General features: G+C 64.5%; 9 protein-coding genes, 2 rRNA genes and 1 pseudogene. 7 read left to right on the top strand and 5 right to left on the bottom strand.

The genetic code is table 11. From position 1 onward, the window contains the following. Both C475_RS24355 and C475_RS11130 read right to left on the bottom strand, forming a co-directional pair. A 23S ribosomal RNA gene (locus tag C475_RS24355) occupies positions 1–491 on the bottom strand; the annotation flags it as partial. Positions 492–843: 352 nt separating this feature from the next. Beyond that, positions 844–2,377 (bottom strand): 16S ribosomal RNA (locus C475_RS11130). 850 nt (positions 2,378–3,227) lie between these two features. Between C475_RS11130 and C475_RS11125 the strand changes: the two genes are divergently transcribed. Further along, positions 3,228–4,016, top strand: coding sequence for a M14 family metallopeptidase (locus C475_RS11125; protein ID WP_006883929.1), 789 nt, complete (start codon positions 3,228–3,230; stop codon positions 4,014–4,016). Between the two features lie 31 nt (positions 4,017–4,047). Here the strand turns inward: C475_RS11125 and C475_RS11120 are convergent, their stop codons facing one another. The 3 genes from C475_RS11120 to C475_RS11110 all read right to left on the bottom strand — a co-directional run bounded on the left by C475_RS11120 (position 4,048) and on the right by C475_RS11110 (position 5,587). Beyond that, a complete protein-coding gene (locus C475_RS11120) occupies positions 4,048–4,662 on the bottom strand; it encodes a cupin domain-containing protein (RefSeq protein ID WP_006883928.1) in 615 nt (204 codons plus the stop codon). Continuing rightward, positions 4,659–5,108: a UPF0179 family protein gene (locus C475_RS11115; RefSeq protein WP_006883927.1), complete on the bottom strand. Its 450-nt coding sequence runs from the start codon at positions 5,106–5,108 to the stop codon at positions 4,659–4,661. Before C475_RS11115 ends, C475_RS11120 begins: the two co-directional genes overlap by 4 nt. A 95-nt stretch (positions 5,109–5,203) precedes the next feature. Further along, positions 5,204–5,587, bottom strand: coding sequence for a DUF5820 family protein (locus C475_RS11110; RefSeq protein WP_006883926.1), 384 nt, complete (start codon positions 5,585–5,587; stop codon positions 5,204–5,206). A gap of 475 nt (positions 5,588–6,062) precedes the next feature. On the opposite strand from C475_RS11110, the gene C475_RS11105 reads away from it, so the two are divergent. The 6 genes and pseudogenes from C475_RS11105 to C475_RS22345 form a co-directional block, all read left to right on the top strand. Beyond that, positions 6,063–6,410: a hypothetical protein gene (locus C475_RS11105; protein WP_006883925.1), complete on the top strand. Its 348-nt coding sequence runs from the start codon at positions 6,063–6,065 to the stop codon at positions 6,408–6,410. A gap of 478 nt (positions 6,411–6,888) precedes the next feature. Beyond that, a complete protein-coding gene (locus C475_RS11100; protein ID WP_006883924.1) occupies positions 6,889–8,955 on the top strand; it encodes a PrkA family serine protein kinase in 2,067 nt (688 codons plus the stop codon). Next, on the top strand, positions 8,956–11,238 hold the full coding sequence (locus C475_RS11095) for a PrkA family serine protein kinase (RefSeq protein ID WP_006883923.1): 2,283 nt from the start codon (positions 8,956–8,958) through the stop codon (positions 11,236–11,238). It abuts the gene before it with no gap. A gap of 25 nt (positions 11,239–11,263) precedes the next feature. After that, positions 11,264–12,580: pseudogene (locus C475_RS11090) on the top strand (YeaH/YhbH family protein); the annotation flags it as partial. Between the two features lie 8 nt (positions 12,581–12,588). Beyond that, the gene (locus tag C475_RS11085) at positions 12,589–14,577 is read left to right on the top strand and encodes a SpoVR family protein (RefSeq protein WP_006883921.1); all 1,989 of its coding nucleotides are present in this window, start codon (positions 12,589–12,591) and stop codon (positions 14,575–14,577) included. A 195-nt stretch (positions 14,578–14,772) separates the two neighbouring features. Further along, the coding region (locus C475_RS22345; protein ID WP_235728451.1) for a TasA family protein at positions 14,773–15,116 on the top strand (344 nt) is incomplete at its 3' end.

Here is a 15,116-nt window from a genome sequence, read left to right as displayed (position 1 = left end):
ATGCCCCGTCGCTCCATCGCCACCTGATTTCAAGCCCTGTTTCGCCTCCCTTCTGAGGGTACTTTTCAGCGTTCGCTCGCGCTACTTGTTCGCTATCGGTCTCGAGGAGTATTTAGCCTTGGCAGTAGATGCCTGCCGTATTCACGAGGGATTTCCAACCCCCGCTACTCCGGAACCGGCTCACGTCGTAATAGACCTCGGTACGGGGCTTTCACCCTGTGTCGCGCTCCGTTCCAGGAGACTTCGCAAGATCGTTCGAACGTTGATCGCCGGCCCAATACACCACATTGGCCGTGAGGCCTTCAGTTTGGGCTGTATCGCGTTCACTCGCGGTTACTGACGATATCTCGTTTGATTNCGGTGGGGATTCCCATTCGGACATCCTGTGTTCTTCGCTTCCATGCAGCTCCCACAGGCTTATCGCAGCTTGGCACGTCCTTCGTCGGCACTCGAGCCGAGCCATTCACCGAGTGGCATAGTAGCCACTACGTCGGATACACGTATCCCGATGATACGGATCCAGTTGACGTCTGGATTGCACGTACACACGGTCGTCATCGTCCATCTCCGGCGGTCGTCGGAGACGGCATCGAACCCTTCCCAGCCGCGTTTTCACGGGCTGGTGCATCAGTTCGGCGGGCGCGATGCCCGCTTGTATTGACCGACTCGGATTCGAACCGAGAACACCTCGAAAGAGGTGCGCTGCCTGCTCGGTCTGCCCCCGTGAGGGGGCGACGTGAGCCTTGACAGTTCGGTGCCCGACCGGCGCGGTCGGGTGTCACCGGCGCCTGCCCCGTCAGGGCAGGACTTGTGGGCTGGGGCAACGCCCCAGTCCCGGTCAGTAGGAGGTGATCCAGCCGCAGATTCCTCTACGGCTACCTTGTTACGACTTAATCCCCCTTGCGGAGCCCAGATTCGACCATCGCATGATGGCCTCATCCGGACCCCACTCGGGTGANGGTGATTTGACGGGCGGTGTGTGCAAGGAGCAGGGACGTATTCACCGCGCGCTTCTGACACGCGATTACTACCGAATCCAGCTTCATGAGGACGAGTTTCAGTCCTCAATCCGAACTACGACCCGGTTTAGGGGATTAGCGCCACCTCTCGGTGTTGCAACCCACTGTCCAGGCCATTGTAGCCCGCGTGTTGCCCAGCACATTCGGGGCATGCTGACCTACCGTTGCCCGTTCCTTCCTCCACGTTAGCCGTGGCAGTCTCNGGCCATTGTAGCCCGCGTGTTGCCCAGCACATTCGGGGCATGCTGACCTACCGTTGCCCGTTCCTTCCTCCACGTTAGCCGTGGCAGTCTCCGTAATGTACCCAGCCACCACAAGGGTGCTGCTGGCAATTACGGACGCGGGTCTCGCTCGTTGCCTGACTTAACAGGATGCCTCACGGTACGAGCTGACGGCGGCCATGCACCTCCTCTCAACGGCGTCGGGTAANGGTGAGATGTCCGGCGTTGAGTCCAATTAAACCGCAGGCTCCTCCGGTTGTAGTGCTCCCCCGCCAATTCCTTTAAGTTTCATCCTTGCGGACGTACTTCCCAGGCGGCCCGCTTACGTCTTCACTGAGGCGCGGCACAGGCTCGTAGCCTGCGCCGAACCGAGCGGGCATCGTTAACAGCTAGGACTACCCGGGTATCTAATCCGGTTCGAGACCCTAGCTTTCGTCCCTCACTGTCGGATCCGTGCTCTCGAGGTGCTTTCGCCATCGGTGGTCCGTTCAGGATTACAGGATTTCACTCCTACCCCGAACGTACCCCTCGAGTCTTCCGGTCCCAAGCCGAGCAGTTTCCGCCGGAAGCCCAGAGGTTGAGCCACTGGATTTCCCGACAGACTTGCACGGCCAGCTACGGACGCTTTAGGCCCAATAAAATCGGCCATCACTTGTGCTGCCGGTATTACCGCGGCGGCTGGCACCGGTCTTGCCCAGCACTTGTTCCCGCACCACCTTACGGTGTGGAAAAGCGAGGGCTCTATGCCCTCGCACTCGGAGTTCCCCTATCGCACTGTCGTGCAGTGTAAAGGTTTCGCGCCTGCTGCGCCCCGTAGGGCCCGGAATCTTGTCTCAGATTCCGTCTCCAGGCTCTTGCTCTCACAACCTGTACCGATTATCGGCACGGTGGGCCGTTACCCCACCGTCTACCTAATCGGCCGCAGCCACATCCTACAGCGCCGTAGCGTTTCGAACTCTCGGCACTCCAACCTGAAAGTCCTATTCGGCATTAGCCTCAGTTTCCCGAGGTTATTCCGATCTGTAGGGCAGTTTGGCCACGTGTTACTGAGCTATTTGCCGCGGGTCTAAACCCGCGCGACTAGCATGGCTAAGTCGAACTCCGATAGCAATGGCCTCCGGCAGGATCAACCGGAATGTTCCCGGCGAAGCCGGGATCTGGCGGAGACACGCTATCAACGTGTAGCACACGAGTCAACGTGTGCGTGTATGTCTGGTCCGTCAGTCGGTGACACCGTCGTCGCACCGCGTCGGGTATCACCGAACTGTCAAGGCTCACATCAGATCCCATCTGTACGGCGGACCGCAGGGGTGGAATCCTCATGGGTCGGACGCCGGGTACCCAGGTGGGTCGCCCGCCGTCCCTCGTGCGGATATCATTGTAGTGGGTTACCCCACTTAATGGTTCCGAAAGACGCTTCCACATTCGCCCGAAATCACACGACGGCGCCGGTGTGGCAATCGCAGCCACGGCGGGCTTAAGTGTGAATCCGGGCGACGGGAACCGCCTCCGTCACCGCATGTGTCGAGCGTGGCGGACCACGAGACGACCTCGCTTCCACCGCGCGTCGAACGTATTTCATCCGATGGGTGGCGACTGTAAAACCCTTACGAAGCGAGGACCCCCATGTGAGGGAAAAACACGCGTTAGAAGCCCTCTCTGGCGGGAACGAATGGACGAACTTATGTAGGAGAATCGGCCGAACCGGCGTCGCCAGTGACACCTGTCCGTCGGAGCGGCGGATCCGATAGCTGGGGCGACAGGTAGCGCGGGGGAGCGGCCCGGATCGGCGTCGAAGCGCGCGCGGCGCGCGGAGAAATCGGGCGCCGGCGCGGACTCCCGCTCGGTCGTGCGCGCCGGCCCCACCGGCCTGCCTCGCGTGCGCGATGGAACAAGACTGATCCCGAGGTCGTCCCGATGGGGCCGACGGTACCGCGGTCGGGACGAAACACACCACCTAAACCGGCGAGGCCGCAATATCGGGCGAATGCGAGTCGAGACGCTGGGAGACGGCGAACCCGAGATCGCCGTCGTCGGCGGGATCCACGGTGACGAGCCCGCCGGCGTCGAGGCAGTCGAACACTTCATGCAGTCGCGCCCCGAGGTGGCGGTGCCGGTGAAGCTGGTGATCGCCAACGAAGAAGCCATCGAGCGGGGCGAGCGCTACGTCGAGGCGGACCTGAACCGGTCGTTCCCCGGCCGCGCCGACGGCCGGAGCCACGAGATCCGGCTGGCTCACGAGCTCGGCGAGGAACTCCGTGGCTGCGTGACCCTGGCGCTGCACACCACGCAATCCTACGGCGGAATGTTCGCGCTGGTCGACGAGGTCCGCGACCTCGCGCGCGAGATCTGTCCCCGGCTGTCGGTCGACGCGGTCGTCGAGACCGGCCACGCGGAGGGGCGTATCTTCGAAGTCGCCCCCGACACGGTCGAAGTCGAGTGCGGGTACCAGGGCACCGACCAGGCGGCGGAAAACGCCCGGCAGGTCGTCCGCGAGTTCCTCGCCGCCACCGGCGCGCTCCCCGACGAGGGGACGCCCCACCAGACCGACCTGCCGGTGTTCCGTTTAGGCGACCCCGTCCCCAAGACCGTCGCCGAGGAGTACGAGGTGTTCGTGAACAACTTCGAGGAGGTACTGGCGGGCGAGCGGATCGCAGCGGCCGACGGCGAGGCCGTGATCGCCGAGGAGGACTTCCACCCGGTCTTGCTGTCGGCCTACGGCTACGAGGACGTGTTCGGCTACACTGCCGAACGCATCGGCACGCTCTCGGGCTGAGGGACGGCCGCCCCACGCCGTCGAACGGCCCCTACGGCCGATACTCTCGATACTCGTTGTCGTACCCGAGCAGTCGCCCGAGCGGTGCGGTGAGTTCGACACCGAGCCGCTGGAGGGTCACGGGCGCGCCCGCGAGGTAGAGCATGTCGTCGAACTCCGCGAGGAGGACGGCCACCCGGAGGAGGTTCAGCACCATCCCGGAGGGCGTGACCGGCTCGCCGTCGCGTGCCAGCCCGTAGGTTATCCGCATGAACGTCTCCGTTCGCAGTCCCGGATCGACGCCGCCGCGGAGGTGTAGCTCCGTCGACCCGGCGTTCCAGAACCGGTGTTCGTCGCCGGCGGGGATCTCGGCGCGCTCGCCCGGTCCGTACTCGGTCGTCGTTCCCTCGCGGGAGACACCGAGCCGTCCGGCGACGACTTCGAAGAACTCGTCTTGCTCGGGGTGGACGTGAGCCATCGGGCCGTGGGAGCCGTCGGCGTCGAGCCACATCTCGAATCGGAGGGGATCCCGGTCGGGGTCGTCCGGACGCTCGGTGAACAGCACGGTCTTCCCGGCGGGGGGACTCCTCACCCAGTCGTCGTCGACGTACGGCGTCCCTGTCGGCCGGTCTCGACCGTCCTCGTCGGCGGGAGTGCGCGCCGTCACTCCTCGTGGGCCTCGAACTCGACGGTCGTCAGCTCCCGGTCCATCGCGCAGAAGTCGTGGGGCGGGTCGCCCACGACCGTCTCGATGCGTCGGGGTTCGTCGAAGTCGACGCCCTGGGGTTCACACAGTTCGTGGCTCGGGCAGTCGGTGTGCGGACAGGGGCCTTCCAGTGAGACCTTGCTGCCGGCGTAGGCGCTGGCGCTCGCGACGTTCGCGCGCGCGGTCGCGGGGACGACGTCGACGGCGACGACTCCCGAATCGTGGACGCCGCAGTCGAGCGTGCTCGCGTTCTCGCGGACGGAGTCGACGCGGTAGCGCCGACCCTCGGTGAGGGTGAGGCACTGGTCGCGGTACGGACAGCCGTCGCAGGCGCTCGCCTCGCCCCGGTAGACGAACTCCTGGCCGGGTTCGGCCAGACGAGAACCGATAAGCGTGAGCGTCGACATGCGTGTCGATTGGCGGCGACGTGGATTAAGTTTCCCGGCCGAGTCACACCGAACGAATGCCGGCGGTCGCAGTACTCTCCCGGGTGTCGGGCGCGTCAGTCGGTGCGACCGGTCAGTTCGTCGAGTTTCGCGAAGTAGTCCTCGCGGGGGACCTGGTAGATGTCGCGGTAGTCGACCTCGCCTGTGGCGAAGCGCTTGGCCAGCTCGACGGCGCTGGCCTCGGCGTCGTCGCGGGTCTCGTGTTCGTCGGGCGGGCGGTTCACCTCGGGTTCGAGGTAGAGCGTGACGACCCAGGGGTCGCTGGGACGCGTCTGCGTCCCCGGATGCCGACTGCGCCGGCCCTTGGTGAGATAGATCGTGGGCAGACACGCTGCGGGGAACCCCGCGCCGTCGAACACGTCCGGCCGATAGGCCAGCACGGCCTTCTCGCGCTCCTCGGACCAGACCACCCAGTCGTCGGCCAGTCCCTCGAATGTCATGTCTCACGGTCGGCGCCCGCGGCCCAAGAGTGTCGCGGTCGACTCGTACTGCCCGCTCTTGGCCTGCGACGGTGACAGGGGGCGGCGACTGCTGTCCTCGGACAATCAGGTTTTAGGCATCTCGCAATCACTCGGCCTGGGATCCGATCAGAATTGGAAACTAATTGGACCAAATGTCTGCCTCCAAGAAAGACTTATCAGTACACAGTTCCCACATGTAAAATAGTATCGGTGGTTGCTCCACGGTTCGCTGCCCAGAACGCCGGGAGAACGGCCGCGGGATTCCCGACCGACGCGCGACCGCAGACCTGATCTGACCCATGGCCCTTGTCTCCCGCCGTCCGACGAAGAGTTGAGGATGAATCGGCAGTCCCGGGAGCGATGCGCCGAGCCCACGAGCGGCCTTCACCGGTCGCGACCGTCAGCCGGAGCGCGCTGACGCAAGTACAGTTCGACGCGAACTGTCCGTGATAGCATGACACAGGAAACCCCCGAAGAGGCGACCGACACGACTTCCGACAAACAAACGGGCGACCAATCCGACGAGACCGGCGGACAACGCGAGGCCGAGTCGCCCACTGGTCGAATCAGCCTGCGACTCTCGTTCGATATTGACTGGGGCTCCCGAAGCGCCTCGTCCGGCATCAGACGGGGTCGTTGGCGCGAGGTAGCTAGGTACATCAAAAAGCCGGTCGAGGTGTTCAAAGATGTACTCCCGTGCGCTCACAAGGTCTGCGAGACCGTCTACTACCTGGTGATGATCACCGGGAACCTGGCAATGCTCTTTGGGATTCGAGCGGTGATGGAGGGCCCACCCATGTGAGCGGCGCCAGCTTCCGAACGGGGAAGGGACTTCGATCGAGTAGCCGTCCCACTCTGTCCCAGCGAGGCCGGGGTTTTTATACTCAGAGCTGATTCTCAATCGTATTTCCGAATAATACCGTCGTCTGTCTTTTTCTGCCCATATTTCAGGATTTTTTAGTTAGAAATAATCTCTGTGAGGGATCCAATTTATATGCTTGCGGTTCCCACACAATAAATAGTATCGGTGGTTGCTCCACGGTACGCTGCCCAGAACGCCGCAGGGTCGCCCGTGCGATTCGCGGCCGGTAGGTGTTCACACGTGACAATAGACTCGCCCCGGCGGTTTCGACGGCCACCCGTCGTCGAGCGGCGCTTCGGTGGCGAGCGGGCAGTCCCGGGGGCGATGCATCGAGCCCACGAGCGGCCTTCGCCGGTCGCGACCGTCAGCCGGAGCGCGCTGACGCAAGTACAGTTCGACGCGAACTGTCCGTGATAGCATGACACAGGAAACCCTCGAAGAGCTGAGCCAAGAGTACAGAGATACGATCCCGGCGGACCTGCGCGAGTACCGGTCGTTCGACGCGTACCTGGACCAGCTCTACGACGAGCCCACGATCGCCCGCAACGCCCACCAGCGCGTTGCCGACATGTTCGACTACTACGGCACCGAGTACGACGAGGACGCCGGCGTCGTCGAGTACAAACTCGCCTCGGAAGACCCGTTGAACGACGGCGAAAACACCTTCTACGGACGGATCGTCCACGAGTCGATCCACGAGTTCGTCAACAAGGTGAAATCCGGCGCTCGCGGGCTCGGCCCACAGAAACGCATCAAGCTCCTGCTCGGCCCGGTCGGCTCCGGCAAGTCCGACTTCGACCGGCAGGTGCGTCGCTACTACGAGGACTACACCCGCTCGGACGCCGGGCGGATGTACACCTTCCGGTGGACCAACCTCTGCGACGTGATCCCCGACCAGGACCCCGCCGACGACACCGTCCGCTCCCCGATGGACCAGGACCCCCTCGTCTTGCTCCCCCAGGAGCAGCGCGACCGGGTCATCGAGGACATCAACGAGGAGCTGGACGCCCCCTACACCATCCGCAACGAGCAGGCCCTCGATCCGGCCAGCGAGTTCTACATGGACCGGCTGCTGGCTCACTACGACGACGACCTCCAGCAGGTCCTGGAGAACCACGTCGAGATCGTCCGGCTGGTCGCCGACGAGAACATGCGTCAGGCCATCGAGACGTTCGAGCCCAAGGACAAGAAAAACCAGGACGAAACCGAGCTGACGGGGGACGTGAACTACTCGAAGATCGCCGTCTACGGCGAATCGGACCCCCGGGCGTTCGACTACTCCGGGGCGTTCTGTAACGCCAACCGCGGCATCTTCTCGGGCGAGGAGCTGCTGAAGCTCCAGCGGGAGTTCCTCTACGACTTCCTGCACGCCACCCAGGAACAGACGATCAAGCCCAAGAACAACCCCCGGATCGACATCGACCAGGTGATCGTCGGGCGGACGAACATGCCCGAGTACAAGGACAAGAAGGGCGACGAGAAGATGGAGGCGTTCAACGACCGCACCAAGCGGATCGACTTCCCGTACGTCCTCCAGTACGAGGAGGAGGCGCGCATCTACGAGAAGATGCTGAACAACGCCGACCTGCCGGACATCATCGTCGAACCCCACACCCTGGAGATGGCCGGCCTCTTCGGCGTGCTCACGCGCATCGAGGAGCCCGACACCGGGACGGTTACGCTCGTCCAGAAGGCCAAGGCCTACAACGGCGAGATCGACGAGGCCGAGGACATCGACGTGAAGAAGCTCCGCGACGAGGCCGCCGAGAAGGCCGAGATCGGCGAGGGCATGGAGGGGGTCTCCCCGCGGTTCATCGGCGACGAGATCGCCGAGGCGATCATGGACTCGATGCACCGCTCGCGCGACTTCCTCTCGCCGCTGACCACGTTCAATCACCTCGAAGCCAACATCGAGAACCACGGCTCGATCCCGGAGGACCGGTTCGAGACCTACCACCGCTACCTCGAACTCGTCCGCGAGGAGTACAAGGAGCGGGCCATCGAGGACGTGCGCCACGCGCTGGCCTACGACGTCGACGAGATCCAGCGCCAGGGCGAGAAGTACATGGACCACGTCATGGCCTACATCGACGACGACACCGTCGAGGACGAGATTACGGGTCGCGAGCAGGAACCGGACGAACAGTTCCTCCGGGGCGTCGAGGAGAAACTCGACCTGCCGGAGGACCGCAAGGACGACTTCCGCCAGGAAGTGAGCAACTGGGTGTCCCGGCGCGCGCGCGAAGGGGACACGTTCAATCCGCAGGACAACGACCGCCTGCGGCGCGCCCTCGAACGGAAGCTCTGGGAGGACAAGAAGCACAACATCAACTTCTCTGCACTGGTCTCGTCCGGCGAGATGGACGACGACGAGCGCAACGAGTGGATCGACGCGCTCATCGAACAGGGCTACTCCGAAGAGGGCGCGCGGGAGGTGCTAGAGTTCGCCGGTGCGGAGGTCGCAAAGAGCGAGATGGAGGAGTAGATGAGCAGCGACGAGTTCATCGACGAGGCCGACGCCTCGCTGGACAGGACCTACGAGGAGCCCCGAAGCCTCGCCGAGTACGTCGACCTGGTGCTCGAACGCCCGGCGCTGGCTTCCCACGCCTCGAAGTACCTCCTCAGCGCCGTCGAGGCCGCGGGCACCCGGACCGTCATCGAGGAGGGCGATCAGAAGGAGCGCTACCGCTTCTTCGACGACCCGCACAACGACGGCGAGCACGCTATCCTCGGCAACACCGAGGTGCTCAACGCGTTCGTCGACGACCTGCGTTCGATCGCCGCCGGCCGCGGGAAAGACGAGAAGATCGTCTGGCTCGACGGCCCCACCGCGACGGGCAAGTCCGAACTCAAGCGCTGTCTGATCAACGGGCTGCGCGAGTACTCGAAGACCGACGAGGGTCGGCGATACACCGTCGAGTGGAACGTCGCCGGGACGAGCGGCGACTCCGCGGGGCTGACCTACGCCGACGAGCCCGTCGCCGACGAGGACGACTGGTACGAGAGCCCCGTCCAGTCCCATCCCCTCTCGGTGTTCCCCCAGGACGTGCGCGAGGACCTGGTCGCGCGGCTCAACGAGACCACCGACGACCACATCCCGGTTCGCGTCGAGAGCGAACTCGACCCGTTCTGTCGGGAGGCCTACGACTACCTGGAGGAACACTACCGCCGCCAGGGCGTTGAAGAGCTGTTCACGGCGATCACCGACCCCCAGCACCTCCGCGTCAAGAACTACGTCGTCGACGTGGGTCGGGGCATCGGCGTCCTCCACTCCGAGGACGAGGGGCCGCCCAAAGAGCGGCTGGTCGGCTCGTGGATGCGCGGCATGCTCCAGGAGCTCGACTCGCGCGGGCGCAAGAACCCGCAGGCCTTCTCCTACGACGGCGTGCTCTCGCAGGGCAACGGCCTCCTCACGGTGGTCGAGGACGCCGCCCAGCACGCCGACCTGCTGCAGAAGCTGCTGAACGTCCCCGACGAGCGGTCGGTGAAGCTGGACAAGGGCATCGGGATGGACATCGACACCCAGATGGTCATCATCTCCAATCCCGACCTGGAAGCCCAGCTCAACCAGCACGCCGACCGCGAGGGGCAGGACCCGCTGAAGGCGCTCAAGCGCCGTCTGGACAAACACGAGTTCACCTACCTCACCAACCTCTCGCTGGAGACCGAGCTCCTGCGGCGGGAGCTGACCGACGAGACGGAGGTGTGGGACGCCGACTCCTGGAGCGAGCTGGAGGAGTGGATCCAGGAGCCGCTCACCGTGCGCGTACGCGACGAGAACGACGAGGTCCACGCGAAGGAACTCGCTCCGCACGCGCTGGAGGCCGCGGCGCTGTACGCGGTCGTCACCAGGCTCGACGTGAGCGACGTGCCGAACGGGCACGACCTCGTGGACAAGGCCCTGCTGTTCGACCGCGGCTACCTTCAGGAGGGCGACGAGCGGGTCGACGCCGACGAGTTCGAGTTCACCGAGGGCGGGACCGACGGCGACCACGGTATCCCGGTCACGTACACGCGCGACGAGATCGCCGACCTGTTCCACACCGAGCAGGACCGCCACCACGCGGACCTGCCGGTCGAACACGTCGTCATGCCGCGGGACATCCTCAACGCGATGGCCGAGGACCTCTCGACGGCGCCCGTCTTCTCGAACGCCGAGGCGGCGGACTTCGAGGAGCGGGTCGTCCCCGTGAAAAACCACGTCTTCGGCGAGCAGGAGTCGGACGTGCTCGACGCGATGATGCGCGACAAGCGCGTCGACGAGGCGACCGTCGAAGAGTACATCGAGCAGGTGTACGCGTGGTCGACCGACGAGCAGATCGAGAACGAGCGCGGCGAGTACGTCGACCCGGACCCGCTGAAGATGAAGGTGTTCGAGATCGAGCACCTCGGTCGCTTCGACGAGGACGACTACGCCGGAAACCGACCCGGCGACGCCGTCGAGGCGTTCCGCGAGGACAAGATCATCACCGCCCTCAACCGCCACGCCTGGCAGCGCCGGGACGAGGAGTTCCGCGTCGCGGACGTGTCGCCCAAGGAGATCCCGGTGATCCAGACCGTGCTGGGCAGCCACTCGTGGGACGACGTGAAACGCACCTACGAGGACTTCGACCCGCGTCAGTGGGACGAGCCGCCCAGCGGCACGGAGACGGCCGACCTGAAGGAGAAGACGGTCGCGAACATGCAGGAGATGTACGACTACAGCGAGGCGTCGGCCGAGTTGACCAGCCGCCACGTCATGAGCCAGGTGAGTTACAAATGGGACTGATAGCCAGTGAACCGATCGCCGAGGTGAACGACCGATGGGACTGAGAGACGACCTCGAACGCTACCGCGAGGTGGGCGAGGACCGCCGCCAGGACCTCTCGGAGTTCATCCAGTACGGCGACCTGGGACAGAGCCGCCCCGATTCGGTGCGCGTGCCCATCAAGATCGTCGACCTCCCGGAGTTCGCCTACGACCAGCGCGACCAGGGCGGGGTCGGCCAGGGCGACGCCGAGGAGGGCGACCCCGTCGACGCCGAGCCCCAGCCGGGTGACGGCGACGAGGACGGCGACCCCGGCGAGGAGGGCGGCGAGCACGAGTACTACGAGATGGACCCCGAGGAGTTCGCCCAGGAGCTGGACGAACAGCTCGGCCTCGACCTGGAACCCAAGGGCAAGAAGGTGATCGAGGAGACCGAGGGCGACTTCACGGACATCACCCGCTCGGGCCCGACGTCGACGCTGGACTTCGAGCGGCTGTTCAAGCAGGGGCTGAAGCGCAAGCTCGCGATGGACTTCGACCGCGAGTTCGTCCGCGAGGCCCTGAAGATCGACGGCTGGGGGCCCGCGAAGGTGTTCGAGTGGGCCCGCGGCGAGAACATGCCCGTCTCCCGGGCGTGGATCGACGAGGCCTACGACGAGGTCCCGAGCGGCGAGAAGACGAAGTGGAGCAGTCTCGACGAGATGGAGGCGAACACCGAGCGCGTCGGGACGGCCCGGCGCATCCGTCGGGAGGGCATCGACCAGGTGCCCTTCCGCCGGGAGGACGAGCGCTATCGCTACCCCGAGATCGTCGAGGAACGGGAGAAGAACGTCGTCGTCGTGAACATCCGCGACGTGTCCGGGTCGATGCGCCAGAAGAAACGGGAACTGGTCGAGCGGACGTTCACGCCGCTGGACTGGTACCTCCAGGGCAAGTACGACAACGCCGAGTTCGTCTACATCGCCCACGACGCCGACGCCTGGGAGGTCGAGCGCGACGAGTTCTTCGGCATCCGGAGCGGCGGCGGGACGCGCATCTCCAGCGCCTACGAACTCGCCGCCGAGCTGCTGGAGGAGTACCCCTGGAGCGAGTGGAACCGCTACGTGTTCGCCGCGGGCGACTCCGAGAACTCCAGCAACGACACTGGGGAACACGTCGTCCCGCTGATGGAGCAGATCCCGGCCAACCTCCACGCGTACGTGGAGACCCAGCCGAGCGGGAACGCGATCAACGCGACCCACGCCGAGGAGGTCGAGCGCAGCTTCCGCGACGCCGACGACGTGGCCGTCGCCTACGTCTCCGGCCCCGGCGACGTGGTCGACGCCATCTACGACATCCTCAGCACGGAGGACGAATCACAATGAGCAGACCGATGAGCGACCGGATCGAGGCCCAGCGCATCGCCGCCGACCTCGAAGCGCCGGTCGACGAGGCCAACAACCTCGCCCGCAAGTTCGGACTGGACCCCTACGAGGTGAACTACTGGATCGTCGACTACGACGAGATGAACGAGCTCATCGCCTACGGCGGGTTCCAGCAACGGTACCCCCACTGGCGGTGGGGCATGCAGTACGACCGCCAGCAGAAACAGGGGCAGTTCCTCGGCGGCAAGGCCTTCGAGATCGTCAACAACGACGACCCCTCCCACGCCTTCCTCCAGGAGTCGAACACCGTCGCCGACCAGAAGGCCGTGATAACCCACGTCGAGGCCCACGCGGACTTCTTCGCGAACAACGAGTGGTTCGGCATGTTCGCCGAGAACCCCAACGCCGCGGCGATGCTGGCGCGCCACGCCGACGCCATCGAGGGGTTCATGACCGACCCCGAGATCGACCGCGGCGAGGTCGAGAAGTGGATCGACCACGTGCTCACGCTCGAGGACAACATCGACCAGCACGTCCCCTACGAGCCGATCGACACGCGGATCGACCTCATCGACGAGCACGACACCGCCGACGTGGCCGAGCAGCTCGAAGAGCTCGACCTCTCCGACGAGGTCAAGGGACAGGTCTTCACCGAGGAGTGGCTGGAGGCCCAGACCGACGAGGAAGAGGGCGCCACCTTCCCGGCCGAACCGGAGAAGGACGTGCTCGGGTTCCTCCGCAAGCACGGCATGCAGTACGACGGCGACGCCGCGAAGGCGACGGAGATGGCCGACTGGCAGAAAGACGTGCTGGAGATGCTCCGGCGAGAGGCGTACTACTTCGCCCCCCAGAAGATGACGAAGGTGATGAACGAGGGGTGGGCCGCCTACTGGGAGTCGGCGATGATGACCGGTGAGACCTTCGCCGGCGACGACGAGTTCGTCCTCTACGCCGACCACATGGCGAAGGTGTTGGGCTCGTCGGGACTCAACCCCTACAAGCTCGGCCTGGAGATCTGGGGCTACGTCGAGAACACGACCAACCGCCGCGAGGTCGTCGAGCGACTGCTCCGGGTCGAGGGCGTCACCTGGCGCAACTTCCACGACACCGTCGACTTCGAGCGGGTGCTCGAGTTGGTCGAACCGGACTCCGAGATGGCCTCCGTGGTCGAACACCTCGACGAGCTAGACCCCGAGGACCCGCGGGTCGACGCCGAGGCGCTGGCGGCCGCCCAGGACGGGGAACTCGACGTCGAGACCTACCCCTGGAAGGTGCTGACCTACGAGGGGCTGGCCGAGCGACACTACTCGCTGACCAAGCCCCAGAACCGCGGATTCGTTTCGAGAGTGAGCCAAGAGGAACTCGAACGGGTCTCGCGGTACATGTTCGACGACGCCCGGTACGGCTCCGTCGAGGACGCCCTCGCCGAGGTCGACTACGCCCGCGGCTGGGACCGGATGCGCGAGATCCGCGAGAGCCACAACGACGTGACCTTCTTAGACGAGTTCCTCACCCAGGAGTTCGTCGACGAGAACGACTACTTCACCTACGAGTACACCCAGTCGACCGGCGACTACCGGGTCACCTCGACGGACTACACCGACGTGAAAAAGAAGCTGATGCTGCAGTTCACCAACTTCGGCAAGCCGACCGTCGTCGTCGAGGACGGCAACTACAACAACCGCAACGAACTCCTGCTGGCCCACCAGTACAACGGCGTCGTGCTCGACATCGCTCAGGCGAAGGACACCCTGAAGCGCGTGTTCGAACTCTGGGGTCGACCCGTCAACCTCAAGACCATCCTCAAGGAGTTCGACGAACACGACGTGGAGGTCGCCAAGCGACGGGACCGCGAGCCCGAACCGGAAGAGGTCGGGCGGCTGATCCGCTACGACGGCGACGAGGTCACCGTCGAGGAACTGCCGTGGGACGCCGTCGAGCACCTCGCGGCCGACGACATCGACTACGACACCAAGCCCGAGGAGTGGCTGGCCTGACTGTCCACTCGGGATACCTGTTTTTGAGTTTGTAACATCTGGTAAGCATTTCTGAAACTGCTATAATCGCCGTATTCAGGCCGTGAGAAAGCCACTAGGCTTTTATTTCCGTAGACATAGTAGCGAGGTACAGACCAGCAGAGCCAGGGTGGGTTGGGCGCTGACGCGTCTCTGGGTCCCTGGCGGGTGATTCAGATGACAGACGAAGACAACAGCAAGACGATAGAGCTCAATCGACGGCGCGTTCTGGGTGGTATAGTGACAATCGGCGGCGCTGCGGCTGCCGCGGGTGCGGGGACGTTCGCGGCGTTCAGTGACACGGAATCGAGTAACGACAACTCTGTGTCCGCCGGGACACTAGATCTGACTGTCGACGGCGGGAGTACTCCGGTAACCGTCCTCTCAGTATCCGACGCTGTTCCCAACGGTTCTGGGAGCGGAGATGCTATCACGCTCGCGAACGACGGGTCTGTCGATGGGACGCTGGACATCAGTGTCGCCGCGATAGACTCGAACGAGAACGGAACCCCTGGCCCCGA

Source organism: Halosimplex carlsbadense 2-9-1, from assembly GCF_000337455.1.
GTDB lineage: Archaea > Halobacteriota > Halobacteria > Halobacteriales > Haloarculaceae > Halosimplex > Halosimplex carlsbadense.
The sequence above is the reverse complement of the archived record's forward strand: the minus strand, read 5'-3'. Positions and strand labels throughout refer to the sequence as shown.